The organism is Deinococcus sp. AJ005 (assembly GCF_009017495.1).
Classification (GTDB): domain Bacteria; phylum Deinococcota; class Deinococci; order Deinococcales; family Deinococcaceae; genus Deinococcus.
The window spans coordinates 2199537-2220331 of record NZ_CP044990.1; the positions used below are offsets into that span (position 1 = coordinate 2199537).

Sequence of the window (20795 nt, forward strand, 5' to 3'; positions counted from 1 at the left end):
AGCTGTATCCATGAGTGCGAATCTCGTGGTAGTAATTCTCAGAGTCGGGGGTTTCCGAGGCTGAGCAACGCGCCATGCCGCACACCCCCGCCCCAGCAGAGGCGGGGGATTTTTTTTACAGGAGGCTTTATGGGACAGTCAGATGGGCAGGATGCAAGCGGGCAGGAAATCAGCAGAGGCGAGATGACCGGCGCGAAGGCGCTGTGGGCCACGCTGGCAAACCACGGCATCAGTACCGTGTTCGGCTATCCCGGCGGCGCGATCATGCCGGTGTACGACGCGCTGACCTATTACCCGGAAGTGCGGCATGTGCTGGGGCGGCACGAACAGGGGTCCATTCACGCCGCTGAAGGCTGGGCCAAGGCAACGGGCGAGATCGGCGTCTGCATCGCCACCTCCGGCCCCGGCGCAACCAACCTGGTCACCGGACTGGCCGACGCCATGATGGACAGCGTGCCGCTGCTGGCGATCACCGGCAACGTGGCCCGGCACCTGATGGGCACCGACGCCTTTCAGGAGGCCGACATCACCGGAATTACCCTGCCCGTCACCAAGCACAATTACGTGGTGCGCGACGTGGAGGAACTGCCCCAGATCATCGCCGAGGCCATCCGTATTGCCCGCACCGGCAGGCCCGGCCCGGTGCTGGTGGACATCCCCAAAGACGTGCAGATGGCCCCTTACACCGGCGAGATTCCCGCACCGCATGCCCGCCCGGAGATTCCCGCGCCGTCCGACGAATCCATTGCGCGGGCGCTAGAGCTGCTGAAAACCGCGAAGAAACCCGTGATCATGGCGGGCGGCGGTTCGCTGGATTCCTCCGCCGAGATCACCGCGCTGGCCCGTGCCTGGGATATTCCGGTGATTACCACGCTGATGGGCCTGGGAGCCTTTCCCGCCAGCGATCCGCTGTGGCTGGGCATGCCGGGGATGCACGGCAGCGTCGCCGCCAACCGCGCCATATCCGAGGCCGACGTGTTGCTGGGCATTGGCCTGCGCTTCGATGACCGCGTGACCGGGCGCGTCAACGGCTTTGCACCCAACGCCGCGATTATTCACATTGAGCTGGACGCCGCCGAGATCGGCAAGATCATCCGCACGCATGTGCCGGTACGCGGGGACGCGAAGGTGGCCGCCGCCAAGCTGACCGAGGGGGCTGTGAAAGGCGAGTGGCCCGAATGGACGGCGCAGATTCAGGAATGGAAAGGCCGCAACGAGACCCCGGATCACTGGGGCGCGGGTTACGCGGTCAAGGCCGTGGTGGATCGCCTGACGCCCGACGACATCCTGAGCAGCGACGTGGGACAGCACCAGATGCTGTGCGCGCAACTGGCCCGCTTTGAAAAGCCCCGGCGCTGGCTCAACTCCGGCGGGCTGGGAACGATGGGCTTCGGCTTTCCGGCGGCCATCGGCGCGGGCATGGCCGAACCCGGTGTGCGCAGCGTGGTCATCGCGGGCGACGGCGGGTTTCAGATGACGGCGCAGGAGCTGGCAACCCTGAAGATGTACGACATCCGCAACGTCAAGATCTGCATCATCAACAACTCGTATCTGGGCATGGTGCGCCAGTGGCAGGAGATGTTCCACGGCAAGCGCTACTCGGAAGTGTGGCTGGGCGACAGCAACCCCGATTTCCTGAAACTGGCCGACGCCTACGACGTGCCGGGCTACCGCGCCAGCAACGCTGAGGAACTGCCCGGTGCGATTGATGCATGGCTGAATGACCCCAAATCCGCCCTGCTGGAAGTGGTGGTGCCGCACGAACACGGCGTCTTCCCGATGGTTCCCGCCGGGGCCGCACTTTACGAGATGATCGAATCTGATCCCAAGCGGGCGGCGGAATTGAAAACGCAACTCGCAGAAGCCCCCATGAACGACGCCGCAGAGGTGAACGACGCATGACCGATCCCATCCTCTCCTACGATCAACTGCTGTCCATCCTGGTGCGCGACGAGCCGCGTGTGCTGACCCGTATCACCGCGCTGTTCGGGCGGCGCGGCTACAACATCAAGAGCCTCAGCGTGGGCAACACCGAGCATCCCGGCGTCTCGCGCATGACCATCGTGGTTCACGGGGACCGGGGCGTGGTGGAGCAGGCCATCCGCCAGCTTGAAAAGCTGCATGACGTGGTAAAGATCATTGACCATAGCCTGGAAAAGTATGTAGACCGCGAGATGGTGCTGGTCAAGGTGGCGATTACCGCCGAGAGCCGCGTGGAAGTGCGCCAGATCGCCGAGGACTTCCGCAGCCGCATCGTGGATGTGGGCCGCCATGCCCTGACCTTTGAAGTCACGGGCGACGAGGGCAAGTTGACCGCCTTTATCGAGCAGATGCGCCCCTTCGGCATTCTGGAAACCATGCGAACGGGCCGCATCGCCCTGACGCGCGGCTCGAATGCCGACATTGCCAGTCATGTCTATGAGGGCGAAACGCAAACGCTGCGGCCCGTGATGGAGGGCCTGGAGGCGCGGGAGGAGCGGGCGCGCGGGGTTCCTAATCTGTTTTAAGCGGTGTGAAGGGGTTGCTCCCACGGTTTAACCCCTCCGGCCCTACGGGCCACTTCCACTGAGAAGGGAGGCAAGAGTTGCAGAATTGCTCGGCCTGTCGAACTCCTTGGCTCTATTTCTAAACGCTTGACGCGCTATGGAAAATTGAGCGTCTGAGACCAGGGCCTTTTGCTCCTCCCTCCTTGCGGGGGAGGCTGGGAGGGGCGTAGCTCGCCCAAAGGATTTTCCTTCCCTCCCCTAGCCCACACGCCCCTCATCCATCCCCACCTGTAGGAGAATCCCCCAATGGCTGCAAAAATGTATTACGACAGAGACGTGGACACCGCCCCCATCGAGAACAAACTGATCGCCATCATTGGCTACGGTTCGCAGGCGCACGCGCACGCGCAGAACTTGCGGGACAGCGGCTTTAATGTCGTGGTGGGCCTGCGCGAGGGCAGCAGCAGCAAGGCCAAGGCCGAACAAGCCGGACTGCGCGTTGCCAGCATTGAGGACGCCACCAAGGAAGCCGACGTGGTCATGCTCCTCATTCCCGACGAGAACCAGCCCAAGACCTATACCGAGAGCATCGAGCCGCACCTGACGGACGGCAAGGCGCTGGCCTTCGGGCACGGCTTCAACGTCCATTTCGGGCGCATCAAGCCGCCCGCAGGCGTGGACGTGTTCCTGGTTGCGCCTAAAGGCCCCGGCCACATGCTGCGCCGCGTCTACGCCGACGGTGCGGGCATGCCCGGCATCTTTGCCGTGGGCCAGGACGCCACGGGTAAGGCGCGCGACATTGCGCTGGCCTACGCACGCGGCATCGGCTGCACCCGCGCGGGCGTGCTGGAAACGACTTTCAAGGAAGAGACCGAAACCGATCTGTTTGGCGAGCAGAGCGTGCTGTGCGGCGGCGTGACCCACCTGATCCAGGCCGGATTTGAGACGCTGGTGGACGCCGGGTATCAGCCCGAAATCGCCTACTTCGAGACGTTGCATGAGGTCAAGCTGATCGTCGATCTGATCTACGAGAAGGGCTTTGAGGGCATGCGCCACAGCATCTCCAACACCGCCGAGTTTGGCGACTACGTGACCGGGCCGCGCATCATCACCGACGAGACCAAAGCCACCATGAAGGATGTGCTGAGCGACATCCAGACGGGCAAGTTTGCCGAGCGTTTCATTGAGGACGCCGAAAACGGCTTCCCGTACATGAACGAGCAGCGCACCAAGATGCGCGATCACAAGCTGGAAACCGTGGGCAAGGAACTGCGCGACATGATGCCCTTTATCAGCAAGAAAGAGCTGGAAGTCTGAGCGTTTAGCCGTTCAAAGAAAAGCCCTCTCCCAGGTGGAGGGGGCTTTTTTGACGTCTACAACCCGCCCCGTGGATTCACGTCCACGCGCACCCGCGCCTTCCACGTCCGGGTATCCAGCACCTTCAACAGTTCGGCCAGTCGGGCATCGTTGCGGGCGCGCAGGAACAGGTGATACGGGTAGACGCCGCGCAGGCGAGCCACCGGGCTGGGCGCGGGGCCGAGAACCTCATGCGTGGTGGCCCCAGCGGCGTACAGCGCTTCGGCCAGTTCCTGCGCCGCCGTCTGGGCACGCTTGGCCTCGCGGGCGGTGATTTCCACCTGGGCCAAGCGGGCGTGGGGCGGGTAGCCCAGCTCCTTGCGGGCGCGTTCCTCGGCTGCCGGGTAAGCCAGGGTGTCACGTCCTTCAGCCAGTACCTTCAGGGCGGGGTGATCGGCCTGGAAGGTCTGCACCACCAGCAGCGGCGCGCGGGCTGGATGCCACTCGGCCAGTTGCCGCAGCAGGCGGTGGTAGCGCTCGGAGGCCCGGAAGTCCGAGACATTCAGCCAGGTGTCGGCCAGTGTGATCGCCACCAGCGCCAGATTCGGCGGCGCATCGTGCGACAGCAACAACTGCGTGCCTACTATCACCCCCGGCTCTCCGTCATACAGCGGGGCAAGGGGGTCCTGTCGGTCCTTATCCATGCGGTAGACAGGCATTCCTGGCAATAGCTTGGTCACCTCCTGCGCGATCCATTCGGTGCCGGGGCCGCGCGCCTTCCACATCTGCTCGCCGCAGTTGTCGCAGCGGTCCGGCATGGATTCGTGGTAGCCGCACTGGTGGCAGGTCATCTGGCGGGTGGCCTGATGGAAGCGCAGCGGCACGTCGCAGTTGCGGCACTGCGGGGTGTATTCGCAGTTGGGACAGCGCAGCAGCGCCGAATAGCCGCGCCGGGGGGCCAGCAGAACAGCCTGCCGTCCGCGTTCCTGCACCTGCCGCAGCAGCCGGGCCAGATCGTGGCTGATCGGATAGCCCATGTCGCCCATGCCCAGGTGCGCGCCGCTGAGGGGACCGAGGGTGGGCTGCTCAGGAGGTGTGGCGTAATCCACGACATGTACGCGGGCGCGCGGCGGCGGCAGCACCGCGCCGGGCCACGGCACGCTCTCGGCGGCGGGCGTGGCTCCCAGGGCAGCCAAAGGGATGTCATGCGCGGCGGCCACCCGCGCGGCGATGTCCGGCACGAAGGCCCGCGAACCGGACAGCAGCTTGTGGGCGTCGCTGCCTTCCTCCAGCACCACGATCAGGGCGAGGTCTTGCAGTGGGGCGGCTAAAGCGTGGGCGCTGCCGATGACCAGCCGCGCCCGACCCTTGCGAATCAGCTCCCAGGTGTGGGAACGCTGAATGTCGCCCAGTTGCCCGCTGAGCTGCACGGCACGGGTTCCGGCGTGGGCGGCCAGTCCCGACAGTCCCTCCCAGGCGCGGCGCAGGGTGGCATGATCGGGAGCGAGGACCAGCACGCTCCGGCCCTGGCCCAGCAGCCGCAGAATGCGCGGCGCGAGAGTGCGGAAGCGCGAAGCTGCCCGTCCACCATGCAATCGCCACAGTGGGGCTTCGGGCAGACGGTCTGGCAAATCGTCATTCACTTCAACAGGGACGGGTTCGGGCAGCGCGGGCGGCGGCGCAAGCACCTGCACAGTATCGGCCCAGCCCCGCGCCAGCAGCGTTCCGGCGGCGGTGGGAGTCAGCGGTATGCCATCTGCACTCGCAGCATTCGCCCAGCCGCTCAGGGTGTCCTGCGGCCCCGCCTCATTCAGCCACTTCCAGGCGGGCGGAGGCGCAGCAACCTCCAAAACGTACTGAGCGCCCCCCGCATTCAGGACGCCATTCACGACGCTGCCACTCACCCCAGCCGCTTTGGCCCAAGCACTTAACGTGTCGTGCGGCCCATAGTCGCTCAACCAGGCGTGGGCGTGGGTTTGCCGGGGCGTCAGCGGTGTGGGAGCGGGGATCACGGCATGTAGGGCCATCACGGCGCGGGCGGCGGCGGGAACATCGGCCAGTTCGCGGGCACGGATGACGGACTTGGTCCGGGGGCGCAGGTCAAAACGTTCTTCCAGAAGCCCCTGTTCGCGCACGGCGTCCAGCAGGGCGGGGTGAAATGCGCCCGCATCCGTCCACAGCGTCGTGGGGGCTTTTCGGGCGAAGGCACTCAAGTCTGCTCCCTCCACCGCGCGAACCGTATGGATGTAGTCCGCCGTCCAGCCCACGCCCAGCAGGTCGCCCCAGATCAGCCCGGCGGGAATGCGGGCGTCCTGCGCCCAGGCACACACGCCCGCCACCGTCTGCGGCATGACCCAGGGGCAGGCAAGAGCGTCCAGCACATGCACGGCCTCGCGCAAACGGTACGCGCCGCGCGGTTCAGTTGCGCCCACCACCAGACCCACCACCAGTTCGCCTCGCCAGGGAATTAGCACCCGGCAACCCGTGGGCACCTCACCCACCCAGCCGTGTGGAGCGCTGAAATCCTGCGCTGGCACGGGCAGATTCACCACCACCAGCCACGGTTGCGGGATGGAAGCGGCGGAGGCAGTCACATCCCGCAGGCTAGCGCGGCGCGGCATTGGGCAAGAGTGAGCGAGTGGACTGACAGCCCAGGTCCCAGCATTGCTTTCTCAGCAACTCTGGGCATGGACATAGCGTAATGGAAGCGTGAAATCCCCACGCACCCGCACCGTCAAGGGCACCCCAAAACAAGGCTCCGGCCTGAGCAAACTGCTGATCTACGCGCCCATCGCCCTGGAACTCCTGAGCCTGATCCGTCGCAGCCAGAAAAAGAAGCGTGGCAAGTACGTCAAGGCACGCAAACGGGACCGCGCGCTGGATTTCCTGCTAGGTCAGGCACGGCGTACGGTAGGCAGCGGGAAACGGGGGCGGCGGTAAGGCAGCGGGCAAGCTCGCCTCATTTCCTTCTCTACCTTGACTCCTACAAAACCCGGAACGCCAGAAAGCCCGCCCCGATCCCCAGCAGAATGCCCATCAGCACCTCTAGATAGGTATGGCCCAGCAGCACGCGCACGGGCAGAGGCGCAAAGCCTGCACGCACCACGTCCTTCAGTTCACTGATCAGCTCGTTGAGAAGTGCGCCCTGCTGGCCGCTGGAGTGGCGAACCCCGGTGGCGTCATACATGACGATCAGGGCAAACACGGAGCTGATGGCGAAGATCGCGCTGCCCACGCCTTCAGACAGCCCGACGCCAGTGGTCAGGGCCGCCACCATCGCGCTGTGGCTGCTGGGCATGCCGCCCGTTTCCATGAAGGCGGTGGGCCGCCAGCGCCGCGTGATCAGCAGGATCAGAAAGACCTTGACCAGTTGAGCCGCTGTGGAGGCCAGAATGGCGGTCCAGAGCCAGCGGTTGCTCAGCAGCTCAGCGAACGAGTTCACCAACAACCCCCGAATTAGTTTGTACAGCGTCAGTTTGTGCGGCGTTAATTGATGCAGCGGTAGGATGCGCGGCGTGTTGCAGTTCGGCAGCCCGCACAGTATTCGCCAGCAACTGAGCCACCGTCATGGGGCCGACACCGCCCGGCACCGGGGTCAGCGCCCCGGCCACCGCCGCCACGTCTGGATGAACGTCGCCTACCAGATGGCCCCTGCCCTCGGCATTCAGCACGCGGTTGATTCCCACGTCGATGACGGTTGCGCCGGGTTTGACCATGTCCGGCGTGATCAGGGCCGGGTGTCCAGCGGCAGCGACCAGAATGTCGGCCTCGCGGGTCACTCCCCCCAGATCGCGGGTGCGGCTGTGGGCCACGGTGACGGTGGCGTCGTCGTTCAGCAGCAGCGCGGCCAGTGGGCGGCCCACCAGATGGCTGCGGCCCACGATCACGGCCCGCGCGCCCGCCACCGGAATCCCGTAATGCTCTAGCAGGTACATGATCCCGGCAGGCGTGCAGGGCGTCAGCGCCGGGCGGCCCGCCCACAGCTCACCCACATTGAGGGGATGAAAGCCGTCCACGTCCTTGCGCGGATCGATGGCGTGCAGCACGGCGGCCTCGGCAATCTGCGCGGGCAACGGCAACTGCACCAGAATGCCGTTCACGTCGGCGTCGCGGTTGAGGGTGTCGATCAGCGCCAGCAATTCGGCCTGGGAAGTGGTTTCTGGCAGCGCGTGGACCGTACTCCGCAGGCCCACCTGCTCAGCCTTGCGCGATTTGCCGCGCACGTAGCTGGCGCTGGCGGGATCGTCGCCTACACGCACGATCACCAGATTGGGGGAAACAGGCAGCCGGGAGGCCCGCACCGCCGCATCCGCCAGCAGCGCCGCCGCGACGGGTGGCCCGGCCAGCACCCGTGCGCTCATTCGCGCTCCTCTGACCCGCGTTCCTCCAGTTCCGCTGGCCGCTGTTCATCCGGCTCCTGCCTATTCAGGGGCTGTGTATGCGACGCCTGCATACCTAGAGCCAGTGCATCCAGCCCAGGCCCATCCAGCTCAGGCTCGTCCAGCTCCTGCTCATCTACTTGCGGCACGGCGGGGGCCGTTTTCATACTGCGGCTCAGGCCCGCCAGGACGCCGTTGACAAACTTGCCAGAGTCGTCGCCGCCGAACTTACGCGCAATCCGCACAGCGCTCTCGATCACCGGGGGGTGAGGCTCGCCGGTATAGCCCATCTCGAAGGTGGCCAGCCGCAGCACGTTCAGGTCCGTCTGGGCCATCTGCCCAAAGCTCCAGCCGCGAATGGTGCGGTGCAACGTCTCGTCGATGGCCGCGCGGTGCGTCTGGAGACCGTCCACCAGTTCGCGGGCAAAGATCAGGGCTTCCTCGTTCAGGCGCGGGAAGGTGTCGTCGCCCTCGCGCATCTGGCCCTCAGCGCGCGTGAAGACGGTTTCCAACGGCAGATCGCCCCGGTCCGCCTCGAACAGCGCCCGGAAGGCGAATTCGCGGGCGGCGCGGCGGGTGCCCACCGGCTGGGCGGCCTTCTCACGGCGGCGGGTCAAGATTGGCCCCTGAGCGCAGGCGCGGTGGGCACGCACACGCCCTGCACAGTCACGTTCACGGCACTGACCTTCAGGCCGGTCATGAGTTCGATGTTCTCGCCCACCGCACGCTGCACCTGCCGCGACACGCTCACCAGATTCTGCCCAAAATCCACGTTCAGGCCCACGTCCACGCTGACGCTGCCGCCGTCACGGGTCACGCGCAGGGCGCGGGGTTTGCGTGCGCCGGTCTGGTTACGCAGCACCTCGCCCACATTCAGGGGGGTGGGCGCGACTTCGGTGCCGTCGATGCCGGTAATGGTGGTGGCGGCGATGTCCATCAGGACGCTCTTGCTGATCTCGACTTCGGGATGCGCCTCGCCGGGTTGCGGCGTTTTTGTTTGCTTTGCAGGTTTGCTTGCCATGTGAATCGTGCCTCCGCGCGCGGGCCGAGTGGTGCGCCGCGCCAGTGGGGAACAGTTTAGAGGGTGGGGCGGGGATGTGGGGTGGGGCAGACTGAGAAGGAGGAGGAAACCCCGTTTACCCCACCCCCTTCTCCGCCAGCAATTCCGCCAGCCCGGCCTCATCCAGCACGGGCACTTCCAGTTCCTGCGCGCGGGTCAGCTTGCTTCCGGCGTCCTCCCCGGCGATCAGATAGGAGGTCTTCCCCGTCACGCTGCCGGTCACGCGGCCACCAGCGGCTTCCAGCTCGGCCTTGATGGCGTCGCGGGGGCGGCCCAGGCTGCCGGTGATGACGAAATTCAGCCCCCTGAGCTGTTCGCCGCGCCGGACCTCTGCTTCCTGCGGGTTGATGCCAGCAGCTTTCAGCTTGTTCAGCAGCTTGACGTAACTCTCTTCCTTGAGGGCCACGGCCACGCTCGCGCCGATGACCTTGCCCAGCCCCGGCACGGCCTCGATCTCTTCCGGCGTGGCGACCATCAGGGCGTCCAGCGTGCCGAAGGCGTTCGCCAGCGCCTGCGCGTTGCGTTCGCCCACATGGTCCAGGCCCAGCGCGTTGACCAGCCGCCACAGCGGGCGGGCCTTGCTGGCTTCCAGTTCGGCCAGCACGTTCTGGGCCTTCTTCTCGCCGCCGCGTTCCAGCCCGGCCAGCGTCCCGGCGCTCAGGGCGTACAGGTCCGCCGCGTCGTGGATCAGCCCCAGCGTCAGCAGTTGCGCGATCAGTTTGCCGCCCACACCCGCGATGTCCATCGCGCCGCGCGAGACGAAATACTCCACCAGCCGGAAGGTCTGCGCCGGGCAGGCCGGGTTAACGCAGTAGGTGTTGGCGTCGTCCTCGGCACGCACCACAGGCTCGCCGCACTCCGGGCAGACGGTGGGGAAGACGAAGGGCTGCGCGTCTGCCGGGCGTTTATCCACCAGCACGCGCATGATCTGCGGGATCACTCCGCCAGATTTGCGGACGACCACCGTATCGCCGATGTGCAAGTCCAGATCGCGCACAAAGTCCTGGTTGTGCAGCGTGGCCTTGCTGACGGTGCTGCCCTCGATCAACCGGGGCGACAGGTGAGCCAGCGGCGTCAGCTTCCCGGTACGGCCCACGTTGACGCTGATGCTCTCCAGCACCGTCTCCACTTCCTCCACCGGAAACTTGTAGGCAATCGCCCAGCGCGGGGCGCGACTGGTAAAGCCCGCCTCTTCCTGAAGACGCAGAGAATCGAGTTTGAATACCGTGCCGTCGGCGTCGAACTCGAAGTCCTGACGCTGGGCGGTCATGCGGGCGTGGTAATCGGCGGCGGCAGAGATGCCAGTCACCTGCTCGCTGTAGCTGCTGACAGAGAAACCCTGGGCCTGCAACCACGCCAGCAGCTCGCCCTGAGACGTGACCGGAACGCCGTCGCGTTTGCCCAGCGCGTAGAAGATGGCCTTGAGATTGCGGGTGCGCGTCACTTCCGGGTCTTTCTGCCGCAATGCGCCCGCCGCACCGTTGCGGGGGTTCTTGAGCAACGGCGTGCCCAGTTCCTCCGCTTGCGCGTTGTAGGCGGCAAAATCGGCCCGGCCCATATAGACCTCGCCGCGCACTTCCAGTTCGCCCGTCAATCCTTGTAAAGAGGTGGGAATGCCCAGCACCGTCGCCACCTGCGCGGTCACAATCTCGCCCGTGGTGCCATTGCCTCGCGTGGCAGCCCACTGAAGCTGACCGTCCTTGTAATAGAGGTTGACGCTCAGGCCGTCGATCTTCAGTTCGCCAGTCAGGACAAATTCATCGTGTTCGGGGGGCAGATTCAGGGAGCGGGCCAGCTTCTCGCGCCACTCGCCCAGCTCGGCGTCGTCGAACACGTTATCCAGGCTGGTCATGCGGGTGGGATGCTGAACGGGTTGAAAAGCCGTGCTGGGTGCGCCGCCTACCGCCTGCGCGGGACTGGTTTCGGTCCCCACCTGCTGTGCCGCCTGCTCGGCCCATTCAGGATTCGCGGCTTCCAGCGCCCGCAGCCGCTTGACCAGCGCGTCGTACTCACTGTCGGCAATAGTGGGCGCGTCCTGCTCGTGGTACGCGCTGTTGTGGCGAGCAATCTCGGCGCTCAATGCAAGGTAGTCGGCGAACTCAGCCTGATCCATGCCAGCAGCGTAGCACCCCCGCCCGGTTCGGCTGGAGGCGGAATGAAGCTGGGGGCGTCAACCTCCTTTACGCGCCACTCCCCCTGTCATCTCACCCCCATCAGATGAACGTCACCCGGATATGATCAGATCGTGTCGCAGTTTTCGTATACTGTGTTCAAGCAAACTACATGCCCGATGTCTAGGCACTTGTCTGGGCACAGCCCCAAACCGGAGGATTCACCATGAAGACCACTGTTAAAAACTGTCTGACCCTGGCCCTGGCCGTTTCCGTTTCTCTCGCAGGCGCGCAGACCGTGCGCGTGGGCCTGGCCTACGACGCGGGCGGCAAGTTCGACAAGAGCTTCAACCAGAGCGCCTATGAAGGCAGCCAGCGCGCCGTTAAGCAACTGGGCGTGCAGGTCAAGGACTTTGAACCCAGCGATCCCAGCCAGACCATCCAGGGCATCCGCTCGTTTGCCAACGAGGGCTTTGACCTGACCATCGGCGTGGGCTTTGCCAACAACGCCAGCATCAGCCAGGTCGCCAAGGAAAACCCGGACCTGTACTTCGGTCTGGTCGATGACGTCTCCCCTGAGAAGAACGTCACCAGCCTGACCTTTTCCGAGCAGGAAGGCAGCTATCTGGTGGGCTACCTGGCCGCCATGAACAGCTCGACGGGCGTGGTGGGCTTCGTGGGCGGCATGGACGTGCCCCTGATCCACAAGTTCGAGGCCGGGTACACGGCAGGCGTCATGGCCGCCAATCCCAAGGCGCGCGTGATCGCACAGTACGTCGGCACCACCCCCGACGCCTGGAACAACCCCGGCAAGGCCAAGGAAATCGCGGGCAGCATGCGGGCCAAGGGCGCGGACATCATCTTCGCCGCAGCGGGCGCGTCGGGCAACGGCGTGATCGACTACGTCAAGCAGACCCAGTGTGTCAAGGCCGCCAACCTGCCCAGCGGCGTGAAGTTCGCCACCGACAACTTCAAGGCCGTCAAGAAGAGCGCGGCCTACACCAAGGCCTGCGCGGGCAACACCCGTCCGATGTTCTTTATCGGCGTGGACAGCAACCAGAACTACCTGGGCGACTTCGACAAGAACCCCGCCACCATGAACCACGGCCTGACCAGCATGACCAAGCGTGTGGACAACGCCGTGTTCGCCCTGATCAAGGCCGTCAAGGACGACAAGTTCAAGGGTGGTCAGCAGATCTTCGGCCTCAAGGACGGCGGCGTGGGTTACGCCGTGGACCAGTACAACAAAGCCCTGATCAGCAGCACCCAGGTCGCCAAGGTGGAGGGCATCAAGGCCCAGATCATCAGCGGCAAGATCAAGGTGCCCAGCAAGTAAGCCTCAACTCTTTCACTGGAGGGCGGTCCCGCGTGGGCCGCCTTCTTCTTTTGTCTTTTATCTCCATTTTTACATTCCGTTTTGCCATGCGCTGGACCCCTGGCCTATGCTGAGGCCATGCCAGACCGCTCCCAGCCCCTGCGCGATCAATTGCTGATCGTTACGCCCCACCCGTCCGGGCAGCTTCCGGCACACATTCTGCGGCAGATGCTGGGCGACGATCTATTCGACACGCCCAAGCGCGAGGCTTTCCTACGGCGCATCTTTCTGGACGGCGACGCCTACACGGACCTGCTGTACTCGCTGCCCGGCGCACGGCACGTTCAGGCCCCCTGGAGCCGCTTTGCCGTGGACCTCAACCGCGACCGGGATGACCGGGTGGACAACGGCGTCATCAAGGCCACCGACTTTGACCGTCAACCACTGTATCCACCCCACACGCAGATTTCGGAGGCTGAGCGCGAGGAACGGCTGCGGCGCATCTGGGACACCTTCGACAATGCCGTGGGTGCGGAGTTGCCCGGCGCGCGCCTGATGATCGTGGGCCACAGCATGGCCTCGCATGGTCCCAAACTGGGAGAGGACACGGGCACGCCCCGCCCCGCCATCTGCCTGATGCCCGGCACAGATGACGCGCCCACCTTTCCCCGCCAGCAATGGGACGCCCTGAAAAGCGCCGCCGAGAACGCCTTCGCGGATGTGATCACCGCCAGTCCCTTCACGCGGGTCACGCTGGGCGAGCCGTGGAGCGTGGATACGCTGAGCCACAACCACAGCCAGCGCAGCGGCGTGCCCGCCTTCGGCATCGAGTTCAACGCGGGCCTGCACCTCAAAAACGGACAGCCGGTGGACGCGGCCATGCGCCAGATGAACGCGGCGTTCGCGGTCTTTGCGGATGCGGCGCTGGAACTGGTGGGCTGAAAGCACCGTCTCTATCTATTTCAGGAGTGATTCCATGCTGAAATCCATCCTCGCCACCGCCGTTCTGACCCTGCCCATCCTGAGTTTCTTCACGCTGGCCGGAGCGCAGCAGGGCACGTCCCAGCCCATCAAGACCACCACCCGGAAGTGCGGCGCGTACACGGTGCAACTGCGGCAGAACGGCTTTGAAGACCCCCAGGACACGGCCAGCCTGATCCTGAACGGCGTCACCCTGGCCAGCGTGGGCGATACCATGGTCAGCCTGGACTTCTGCCGCGACGTGACCGGCGACGGCGTGCCAGAAGCCATGCTGGCGCAGTTCAGTGGCGGCGCGCACTGCTGCTTCACCCACACCCTGTACTCTCTGAGCAACCCGCCCCGGCGCATCCTGCATGTCTTCAGCGCCGATACCGACACACTGCTTCCACAGCAATTGAACGGCAGCGGCCCACTGGAACTGCTGGGCGGCGACTGGAGATTCGCATACGCCTACGATCTGCCCTTCGCCGACAGCCCGGCGCTGTGGCGTATCTACTCGAACATTGGCGGCCAGTACGTGGACAACTCGCGGGCGTATCCAGGTGTCCTGCTGCGCGACGTGGGCCAGCCAGCGGCGGCTGCGCGCCCCGGTCAGGCGCTCTACGATTACGCCTCGCTGCTGGCGGCGGGCCAGCCGGGACGGGCACAGACGTATCTGGACGGCCTGCCTGCGCTGTACCGTAACTGGCTGACCAACTACGGCCCCGACATCCGCCAGGACCTCTCCGACTACGGCATGCGCGACTGGCCCACGCGTGCGGGCGCGGCCCCAGACGCCCCCCGGACCGGGATCGGCGGCTCGTTCAGCGGGCCGGGGCAGGCGGAGTATCTGGCCGTGGTGGGGCAGGGTGGAATGGCAGCGCTGCGCCTGTACCGTCCGCAGTCGGGCGGCATAGTCGCCGGAGACGCGCTGGACACCCGCCCACAACCTGCCCAGGCGTATTTTGGTACAGACTTCCAGGGCTTGAAGTGGTGGCCCGCCTTCACCGTGCGCCGCGCCACGGGCCGCGACGACGCCGTGATCCACGACTCCACTTCCGGCAGTGTGAAATACCCGGTTTACCGCCTGAGCGCCACTTCAGGAACGGTCCTCAAGGACGACGCTCTGAGCGCCGCCGCCACACTGATCGCCCATCTGGAAGCGCTGGCCCAGCACGTTTCCTCTGGATACATGCAGCAACCGCGCACCGCCGCGCAACGGGCAGAAATCGCGCGCCGGATTGACGTGGCCGTGTCGCGTGTGCAGCCTGTGCTGGCCCTGAGCGACTTCAAATTCGATCCGCGCACGCTGGGCAACTTCACCGTCTCGGCCATGGGCATGCCCAGCGATGGGGCAGACACCGCGCAGGTGGTGGCCCCTGTGACCTTTGGGCTGGTGGCGACCAATCAGGACAGCGAATATGTCAGCGGCGAGCGCTACACCCTGACCGTGGATCTGAAAAAAGGTGCGGGCGGCTGGTCCGTGACAAGCTGGGGCCTGGAAAAGCGTCTGGGCGAACCCTACGCCGAATAAATTTGGCCGAATAGCTCAGGCTAAGCTGAGGCCGTGAGACGGAACATCGGCAGTGGCTCGCCCTGGGAAGTGAGCGTAGGGTACTCGCGCGCCGTGCGGGTGGGGAACGTGGTGCATGTGGCGGGAACCACCGCCACGGTGGGCGGCGAGGTGGTGGGCGTGGACGACGCCTACGAGCAGACCCGCGTGGTTCTCGGGATCATCAGGGGCGCACTTGAGGAAGCCGGGGCCACGCTGGAAAACGTGGTGCGGACCCGCATCTTCGTCACTGACATCTCGCGCTGGGAGGAGGTGGGCCGCGCCCACGGCGAGGTCTTTGGGGCCATCCGCCCGGCAGCGACGATGGTGCAGGTGGCCGCCCTGATCGATCCACAACATCTGGTGGAAATCGAGGCGGAGGCCATCATCCCGTGAATCTGGACCGTCATACACAACTGGACGCCCGGTTGCGGGACGCCACGCGCGCCGACAGCCGCATCACACACGCGCTGGCCTACGGCAGTTTCACGCAGGGGACGGCAGACGAATTCAGTGATCTGGAATACTGGCTTTACCTCGAACCAGACGCGGAGTTCGACGTTCATAAGTGGCTCGAAAAGCTCACGCCTGTTTTACATGGCGTCGTCAACGAGTTCGGGGCGTTCAACGCCATCTTGTCGGGGCTGCTGCGGGTAGAGTTGCACGCCGTTCCCAACACGTCGCTGGGCGAGCTGGAAAGCTGGGGCAATGAACACCTCTTCCCCGAACGAATGCTGGTCAAGGATGCGGACGGGCGGCTGGCGGCGGCCCTGGAAAAGCTGACCGCGAAACCCCCGCCCCAGCCAGAGGCACAGGCCACGCTGGACCGTCTGCTGAACTGGCTGACCTTCGGGCTAAACGTGCTGGCGCGCGGCGAACGCATCCGGGCGCACGGCCTGCTGTGGTGGATTCAGGGCGGTCTACTGACGCTGGCTGCTGTGAAATCGGGTCATGCCGAATACCTGCAAAGCCCGGCGCGGCTGGCCGAACGGCGCTTGGATGCAGAAACCCTGAGCCGGTATACAGGCGTCACGGGCGGTGTGGACGATCTGGAACAGGTTTACGCCAATGCCATGGCCTGGACGCTGGAACTGGCCGAAAGTCTGGGACTGACGGTGAATGCGGAGTTGGCTGGAGACTTGCAGGAACGGGCGAGGGTGGGCGGCTCTCCCTGACTGGTCGAGTTGACTGGCTCATACGGATCCCTTCTCGCGTCCACTCGGATTTCCACCGTTTTTGCAAACAGTTCAATCAGAGTCCGTGTCAGGCGATCAGGCGCGTCTGTACCGGGACCGAGTGCAGCGTCAGGAGCCGGTATCCGGCGCTGTCGTGGTGCAGGCGACCCGCACACAGCAGCCGCCAGAGCGTCGGCAGATGGTACAACTCGCCGTCATCGCCCCAGGCCATGCCCTTCGGTTCCACAGCGACAAAATTGAGGGGGGCGTGACGTTCCTTCATGAAGTCCTCCGCTCCGCCTGCGCGGAGAAATGAGTGGCGTCTTGAGCTGATGCCCATTATGCCCACATCATCTTTCGGAAATCTGACGCTTAAGGGTGCTGTCAGGGACACGCTTTCTGTGCCCTCTAAAAGCGGAGCCAGACACCACGGTTGTCCCTGGACGGCTCTAGGTCAACCATACTGACTCATGCCGATTCCCCTTTCCAACACACCCCGCCTGGGTCTGGGTCTGGCCGCGCTGGGACGGCCTGGCTATATCAACCTGGGCCACGGCGAGGATCTGGACAACAAGACGGTGGACGCCATGCGCGCCCACGCCTGGACGGTGTTGGACGCTGCCTGGGCCGCTGGCATCCGCTATTTCGATGCCGCCCGCAGTTATGGACGCGCCGAGAAGTTCCTAGGCGGCTGGTTGGCTGAACGCAGGCATACGGCAACGGTAGGTAGCAAATGGGGCTACACCTACGTGGCCGACTGGCGCACGGACGCCGACACGCACGAGGTCAAGAGCCACGATCTGGACACCCTGGAACGGCAGTGGCCCGAAACCCTGGCAAGCCTGGGCCGCAGACCGGACCTCTACCTGATCCACTCCGCGACGCTGGCTACAGGCGTGCTGGAGGACAGGCGGGTGCTGGCGCGACTGGCCGAACTGGGGGCGGTGGGCGTGCGCGTGGGCCTGTCCACCAGCGGGCCGGGGCAGGCCGACACGTTGCGGCGGGCGCTTGCAGTCATGGTGGACGGCGTGAATCCATTCAGCGCCGTGCAGGCCACCTGGAACCTGCTGGAGCCGTCGGCAGGCGCGGCACTGACGGAGGCACACGCGGCAGGCTGGACTGTGGTGGTCAAGGAGGCGGTGGCGAATGGACGGCTGACCGGACGCGCCCAGATTCCACCCCCTCTGGCCCAGATCTGCCGCGAATTGAACGCCAGTCCCGATGCCGTGGCATTGGCCGCCGCTCTAGCGCAGCCATGGGCCGATGTGGCGCTGAGCGGGGCGACGACGGTGCAGCAGCTAGAGAGCAATCTGCGGGCGCTACGAATACAGGCTGATTTCTCAGCGCTGGCGGGCCTTGCCGAATCGCCGGGGGAGTACTGGCAGACGCGGGCGGGGTTGAGTTGGAATTGAGCTAGTCCTCTCCCCCACTCGCCAGTTCCTTCAAGGCGGGGCGGATGTTGACCAGTTCCGAAGTCGCCGTGTGCCACACCAGCACCGGATCGATGCCGAAATAATCGTGGGCCACCAGATTGCGGATATCGCGCAGGTAGGCCCACGGCACCTGTGGATTGCGGTCCTCCACGCTCTGCGGAATAAATTTGGTGGTCTCGCCCAACCGCGCGAGGTTTCGCAGCACGGCGTCGCGGGTCAATTCATCGTCGATAAAGCTGTCCAGCGTGTGGCCCGCCGTGTAGTCGCGCACACGGTCCAGGGCGTCCAGCAGGTCATGCACGCGCCAAAGCCAGCGCTTGCGCCGGAAAGTGGTCTGCGGGTGGCGCGGCACCTTCATCACGTCCACGGCGTCACTCAGAATCTCGCGGCGCAGTTGCGGTTTCAGGCCGCCCTCGGTCAGCACGTCAATGCGGCGGCGCAGGGTGTCCTCGAACAGATCCTTGACGTTCATCAGGTCCAACAGACCCGCCTCGCCCACGAAATCCACCAGCAGGTCCACATCCGACAGATCGTTGGCCTCACCACGCGCCACCGAGCCGAAAATCCGCACGCGGGACGCGCCCATACTGCGCCACTGGGATTCCACCGAGCGGATGATGCGGGCCACCTCTTGCAGGCTGGTGTCGGGAAAGAGAGTGGGCGAGGGTTCATTCACCCCCAGAAGATAACGGCTGAGCCAGGCGCGCAGGCACAGGCGGCGCAGGCACTAGCATCACGGGCATGATCGTCGCTGTGGGCCATGACCTGATCGAGATTTCGCGTATCCGCACCATGTTGGAGCGCGAGGGGCCGCGCGCCGAGCGACTGTTTGCCCCTGAGGAACTGGCGTACTGTGCCCGCCTGAGCGACCCGGCCCCCAGTCTGGCCGCCCGCTTTGCCGCCAAGGAAGCCTTTCAGAAAGTCTGGCCCAGACCCCACGGCTGGCGCGACGTGTGGGTGGTCCGCACGCCCACACCGGACGGTCCCTTTGGGTTTACGCGGCCTTTCCTGGCCTTCGCCCCCAATATCGGGGCAGAGATGACGGAGCGCGGCTGGGTGGCCCACCTGACGCTGACCCACACCAAGGAACACGCCTCGGCGGTGGTGGTGCTGGAGGAACGCTAAGCTACCCGCCATGCCTATTCGCCTGATTGCCACCGATCTGGATGGCACTCTGCTACGCCCCGATCTGAGCGTCAGCCCGCGCACCCGCCGGGCGCTGGAGGCAGCGCGGGCGGTAGGGATTCAGGTTGTTCCCGTCACAGCGCGGCAACCACATGGAGTGCAGTGGATCGCGGAGGCGGCGGGCTTTTCGGAGTGGGCGCTGTGCAGCAACGGCGCACACGGCGTTCACCTGACCACTGGGGAAGTGCTGTTTGAGGCGCATGTGAAGGCGGCAACGCAACGCGCTCTGGCAACGGCGTTGGCCGAGCGTGTTCCCGGCGTGCTGTTCGTCAGCGTGCGGCGCGGCGGCACCGTGTTCGTGGCTCAGACCGGATACGCCGACATTGCCCACTTTGACGACCACAAGCGCGAGCCGGGCGAGATGGGGTGTCATCTGCTGGACGACGTGCTGGCCGAACCCAGCCTGAAATTCATCGTGCGGCACCCCGAACTGACACCGCGTGAATTGCTGGCCGAGTTGCGCGCCCTGAATCTGGGAGGCTACGCCGTGACCCACAGCGGCGCACCGTTTCTGGAAGTGCTGGCCGAGGGCGTGAGCAAGGCGTGGGGACTGGCAAAATTGTGCGAGAAGCTGGGGATCGCCCAGTCTGAGGTTCTGGCCTTCGGGGACGCCCCCAACGACGCCGAGATGCTGGCCTGGGCCGGGCGCGGCGTGGCAATGGCGAACGCCGAGGCCGAAGCGCTGGAGGTGGCCGACGAGGTGACCCTGAGCAACGCGCAGGACGGCGTGGCGCTGGTAATCGAGAAACTTCTGGGCCAGCCCTGTTCAACTGCGCTCTAGCTTTCGATGGTCTCTCATCTGACAGCCCGACCAACCCGGGCCATGTACGCTTAGGCATGAATGCCAATGTGCCGATGAAAGGGTTGACGGTGGCCCTCGCCTTGCTGGTCCTGAATCCGTCAGCGCTGGCACAGGGCAGCCCTGAGGTCCCGGCCAGGCCCCCGGCTACTGCCCCAGCCGCCACACGCACCCCCGCCGAACAAGCCGCGTTCACGCGTGGGCAGGCGCTGATGGCCGAGTTTCTGGCGCTCAAAGTGGAACGACTGTGGAACACCTTCTCGCCGGACGTGCAGGCACAGTACGGCACGCTGGACGGCTTCACGGCCTTCCGCAAAACGGGCATTGAGCAGTACGGCAAGGAAACCAGGCTGGTGCGCGAGCGGACCTTTATGCAGGGCGGCGAGGCGATGTATGTCCGCAGTTCCATCTACGAGAAGTACCCCGATCAGGTCTGGGCCTTCGTGATGGGCTTCACGGGCCAGAAAGTCACCTCTTTCGGCGTGCTGCTGGAAGACGAGCGCACGAACGATCCGGTGGCGCTGCGCCGATCAATGGCCCAGTAACGCCCGCTTACGGCTCACTCTGCTGCGCCAGCACCTGCCCGTCCCCGTTGGTTACGGCAAAGGTGTACTGCTGGGCCTCCAGCTTTTGCCAGCCCACGCGCTGGTCCTCGCAGGCGTCGGGCAGGTCCACCTGAGACGGCGTGGGGTAACGGCTTTCCAGGCTGCCCTGCCGGAACAGTTCCAGCGCGCGGGCCAGCGCAATCGCGCAGTTCTGGGCGGCGGCGCGGGCGGTCACGTCGTCTGAATTGGCCAGATTGCTGTCGCGCTGTCCAGCTTTCAGTTCGGCCACCTCGGTTTCCAGCGTGCCGATGCGGGCGCTGAGAGCCGCGATCTGCGGCGCGGCCTGTGGGTCCGGTTGCGGGGGCCGGCAGGCACCCAGGAGCAGCAGAAGCGCGAGCAGAAGAAGGCCGACTTTCATGCCGGACACGCTAGCGCCTGCACTTCAAGAAGCCAAGAGTGGTTTTCCACCGGAGATGTTTCGGAAATTCAGGCAACATAC

General features: G+C 65.2%; 21 protein-coding genes and 1 pseudogene. 13 read left to right on the plus strand and 9 right to left on the minus strand.

The genetic code is table 11. The features are described from left to right. Positions 1-129 precede the first annotated feature (129 nt). From ilvB to ilvC, 3 genes are all read left to right on the plus strand, one after another. Positions 130-1902, plus strand: coding sequence for a biosynthetic-type acetolactate synthase large subunit (gene ilvB / locus DAAJ005_RS12570; RefSeq protein ID WP_151847409.1), 1773 nt, complete (start codon positions 130-132; stop codon positions 1900-1902). After that, complete coding sequence (ilvN, locus tag DAAJ005_RS12575; protein WP_192930753.1) at positions 1899-2507, plus strand: acetolactate synthase small subunit; 609 nt, start codon at positions 1899-1901, stop codon at positions 2505-2507. Before ilvB ends, ilvN begins: the two co-directional genes overlap by 4 nt. A gap of 285 nt (positions 2508-2792) precedes the next feature. Continuing rightward, positions 2793-3803, plus strand: a complete 1011-nt coding sequence (gene ilvC / locus DAAJ005_RS12580) for a ketol-acid reductoisomerase (RefSeq protein ID WP_151847410.1) — start codon at positions 2793-2795, stop codon at positions 3801-3803. Positions 3804-3859: 56 nt separating this feature from the next. On the opposite strand, the gene priA is transcribed toward ilvC, so the two are convergent. Further along, complete coding sequence (gene priA, locus DAAJ005_RS12585) at positions 3860-6403, minus strand: primosomal protein N' (protein WP_151847411.1); 2544 nt, start codon at positions 6401-6403, stop codon at positions 3860-3862. 88 nt (positions 6404-6491) lie between these two features. Here priA and DAAJ005_RS12590 point away from each other — a divergent pair, with 88 nt between their 5' ends. Continuing rightward, a complete protein-coding gene (locus DAAJ005_RS12590; protein ID WP_151847412.1) occupies positions 6492-6722 on the plus strand; it encodes a hypothetical protein in 231 nt (76 codons plus the stop codon). A gap of 43 nt (positions 6723-6765) precedes the next feature. Here DAAJ005_RS12590 and DAAJ005_RS12595 read toward each other — a convergent pair whose 3' ends face one another. From DAAJ005_RS12595 to ligA, 5 genes and pseudogenes are all read right to left on the minus strand, one after another. Then, a complete protein-coding gene (locus tag DAAJ005_RS12595) occupies positions 6766-7224 on the minus strand; it encodes a divergent PAP2 family protein (protein WP_151847413.1) in 459 nt (152 codons plus the stop codon). Further along, entirely contained in the window at positions 7208-8143 is a 936-nt protein-coding gene (gene folD / locus DAAJ005_RS12600; RefSeq protein WP_151847414.1) for a bifunctional methylenetetrahydrofolate dehydrogenase/methenyltetrahydrofolate cyclohydrolase FolD, read from the minus strand. Before folD ends, DAAJ005_RS12595 begins: the two co-directional genes overlap by 17 nt. A gap of 158 nt (positions 8144-8301) precedes the next feature. Continuing rightward, positions 8302-8778, minus strand: a pseudogene (gene nusB / locus DAAJ005_RS12605) (transcription antitermination factor NusB); the annotation flags it as partial. Beyond that, a complete protein-coding gene (locus tag DAAJ005_RS12610) occupies positions 8775-9182 on the minus strand; it encodes an Asp23/Gls24 family envelope stress response protein (RefSeq protein ID WP_151847416.1) in 408 nt (135 codons plus the stop codon). The pseudogene nusB and the gene DAAJ005_RS12610, both read right to left, overlap by 4 nt. Positions 9183-9297: 115 nt before the next feature. After that, positions 9298-11334, minus strand: coding sequence for an NAD-dependent DNA ligase LigA (ligA, locus tag DAAJ005_RS12615; protein WP_151847417.1), 2037 nt, complete (start codon positions 11332-11334; stop codon positions 9298-9300). 224 nt (positions 11335-11558) lie between these two features. On the opposite strand from ligA, the gene DAAJ005_RS12620 reads away from it, so the two are divergent. The 5 genes from DAAJ005_RS12620 (at position 11559) to DAAJ005_RS12640 (ending at position 16334) form a co-directional block, all read left to right on the plus strand. Further along, on the plus strand, positions 11559-12668 hold the full coding sequence (locus tag DAAJ005_RS12620; RefSeq protein ID WP_075830528.1) for a BMP family protein: 1110 nt from the start codon (positions 11559-11561) through the stop codon (positions 12666-12668). Positions 12669-12785: 117 nt separating this feature from the next. Beyond that, positions 12786-13589, plus strand: a complete 804-nt coding sequence (locus DAAJ005_RS12625) for an N-formylglutamate amidohydrolase (RefSeq protein WP_151847418.1) — start codon at positions 12786-12788, stop codon at positions 13587-13589. 34 nt (positions 13590-13623) lie between these two features. Continuing rightward, the gene (locus DAAJ005_RS12630; RefSeq protein WP_151847419.1) at positions 13624-15141 is read left to right on the plus strand and encodes a hypothetical protein; all 1518 of its coding nucleotides are present in this window, start codon (positions 13624-13626) and stop codon (positions 15139-15141) included. Positions 15142-15174: 33 nt separating this feature from the next. Next, entirely contained in the window at positions 15175-15555 is a 381-nt protein-coding gene (locus DAAJ005_RS12635; RefSeq protein ID WP_151847420.1) for a RidA family protein, read from the plus strand. Continuing rightward, complete coding sequence (locus DAAJ005_RS12640) at positions 15552-16334, plus strand: hypothetical protein (protein ID WP_151847421.1); 783 nt, start codon at positions 15552-15554, stop codon at positions 16332-16334. Before DAAJ005_RS12635 ends, DAAJ005_RS12640 begins: the two co-directional genes overlap by 4 nt. An 88-nt stretch (positions 16335-16422) precedes the next feature. Here DAAJ005_RS12640 and DAAJ005_RS12645 read toward each other — a convergent pair whose 3' ends face one another. Continuing rightward, positions 16423-16617: a hypothetical protein gene (locus DAAJ005_RS12645; protein WP_029483586.1), complete on the minus strand. Its 195-nt coding sequence runs from the start codon at positions 16615-16617 to the stop codon at positions 16423-16425. Between the two features lie 187 nt (positions 16618-16804). Here DAAJ005_RS12645 and DAAJ005_RS12650 point away from each other — a divergent pair, with 187 nt between their 5' ends. Next, on the plus strand, positions 16805-17746 hold the full coding sequence (locus DAAJ005_RS12650; RefSeq protein WP_151847422.1) for an aldo/keto reductase: 942 nt from the start codon (positions 16805-16807) through the stop codon (positions 17744-17746). Between the two features lies 1 nt (position 17747). Here the strand turns inward: DAAJ005_RS12650 and DAAJ005_RS12655 are convergent, their stop codons facing one another. Then, the gene (locus DAAJ005_RS12655; protein ID WP_151847423.1) at positions 17748-18443 is read right to left on the minus strand and encodes a HepT-like ribonuclease domain-containing protein; all 696 of its coding nucleotides are present in this window, start codon (positions 18441-18443) and stop codon (positions 17748-17750) included. Positions 18444-18508: 65 nt separating this feature from the next. Between DAAJ005_RS12655 and DAAJ005_RS12660 the strand changes: the two genes are divergently transcribed. From DAAJ005_RS12660 to DAAJ005_RS12670, 3 genes are read left to right on the plus strand one after another with little or no spacing between them, the layout of a single operon-like run. Continuing rightward, positions 18509-18892, plus strand: a complete 384-nt coding sequence (locus DAAJ005_RS12660; protein ID WP_151847424.1) for a 4'-phosphopantetheinyl transferase superfamily protein — start codon at positions 18509-18511, stop codon at positions 18890-18892. Between the two features lie 10 nt (positions 18893-18902). After that, complete coding sequence (locus DAAJ005_RS12665; RefSeq protein ID WP_151847425.1) at positions 18903-19733, plus strand: Cof-type HAD-IIB family hydrolase; 831 nt, start codon at positions 18903-18905, stop codon at positions 19731-19733. Positions 19734-19789: 56 nt separating this feature from the next. Beyond that, the gene (locus DAAJ005_RS12670) at positions 19790-20296 is read left to right on the plus strand and encodes a hypothetical protein (RefSeq protein ID WP_151847426.1); all 507 of its coding nucleotides are present in this window, start codon (positions 19790-19792) and stop codon (positions 20294-20296) included. A 7-nt stretch (positions 20297-20303) separates the two neighbouring features. Here the strand turns inward: DAAJ005_RS12670 and DAAJ005_RS12675 are convergent, their stop codons facing one another. Further along, positions 20304-20714: a hypothetical protein gene (locus tag DAAJ005_RS12675; protein WP_226342413.1), complete on the minus strand. Its 411-nt coding sequence runs from the start codon at positions 20712-20714 to the stop codon at positions 20304-20306. Positions 20715-20795: the final 81 nt, after the last annotated feature.

Excerpts from the sequence above, each read along its gene's own strand:
- ilvB (WP_151847409.1), top strand. The coding sequence starts at position 130 with ATGGGACAGTCAGATGGGCAGGATGCAAGCGGGCAGGAAATCAGCAGA.
- ilvN (WP_192930753.1), top strand. The coding sequence starts at position 1,899 with ATGACCGATCCCATCCTCTCCTACGATCAACTGCTGTCCATCCTGGTG.
- ilvC (WP_151847410.1), top strand. The coding sequence starts at position 2,793 with ATGGCTGCAAAAATGTATTACGACAGAGACGTGGACACCGCCCCCATC.
- priA (WP_151847411.1), bottom strand. The coding sequence starts at position 6,403 with ATGCCGCGCCGCGCTAGCCTGCGGGATGTGACTGCCTCCGCCGCTTCC.
- folD (WP_151847414.1), bottom strand. The coding sequence starts at position 8,143 with ATGAGCGCACGGGTGCTGGCCGGGCCACCCGTCGCGGCGGCGCTGCTG.
- DAAJ005_RS12610 (WP_151847416.1), bottom strand. The coding sequence starts at position 9,182 with ATGGCAAGCAAACCTGCAAAGCAAACAAAAACGCCGCAACCCGGCGAG.
- ligA (WP_151847417.1), bottom strand. The coding sequence starts at position 11,334 with ATGGATCAGGCTGAGTTCGCCGACTACCTTGCATTGAGCGCCGAGATT.
- DAAJ005_RS12620 (WP_075830528.1), top strand. The coding sequence starts at position 11,559 with ATGAAGACCACTGTTAAAAACTGTCTGACCCTGGCCCTGGCCGTTTCC.
- DAAJ005_RS12625 (WP_151847418.1), top strand. The coding sequence starts at position 12,786 with ATGCCAGACCGCTCCCAGCCCCTGCGCGATCAATTGCTGATCGTTACG.
- DAAJ005_RS12630 (WP_151847419.1), top strand. The coding sequence starts at position 13,624 with ATGCTGAAATCCATCCTCGCCACCGCCGTTCTGACCCTGCCCATCCTG.
- DAAJ005_RS12645 (WP_029483586.1), bottom strand. The coding sequence starts at position 16,617 with ATGAAGGAACGTCACGCCCCCCTCAATTTTGTCGCTGTGGAACCGAAG.
- DAAJ005_RS12650 (WP_151847422.1), top strand. The coding sequence starts at position 16,805 with ATGCCGATTCCCCTTTCCAACACACCCCGCCTGGGTCTGGGTCTGGCC.
- DAAJ005_RS12660 (WP_151847424.1), top strand. The coding sequence starts at position 18,509 with ATGATCGTCGCTGTGGGCCATGACCTGATCGAGATTTCGCGTATCCGC.
- DAAJ005_RS12665 (WP_151847425.1), top strand. The coding sequence starts at position 18,903 with ATGCCTATTCGCCTGATTGCCACCGATCTGGATGGCACTCTGCTACGC.
- DAAJ005_RS12670 (WP_151847426.1), top strand. The coding sequence starts at position 19,790 with ATGAATGCCAATGTGCCGATGAAAGGGTTGACGGTGGCCCTCGCCTTG.
- DAAJ005_RS12675 (WP_226342413.1), bottom strand. The coding sequence starts at position 20,714 with ATGAAAGTCGGCCTTCTTCTGCTCGCGCTTCTGCTGCTCCTGGGTGCC.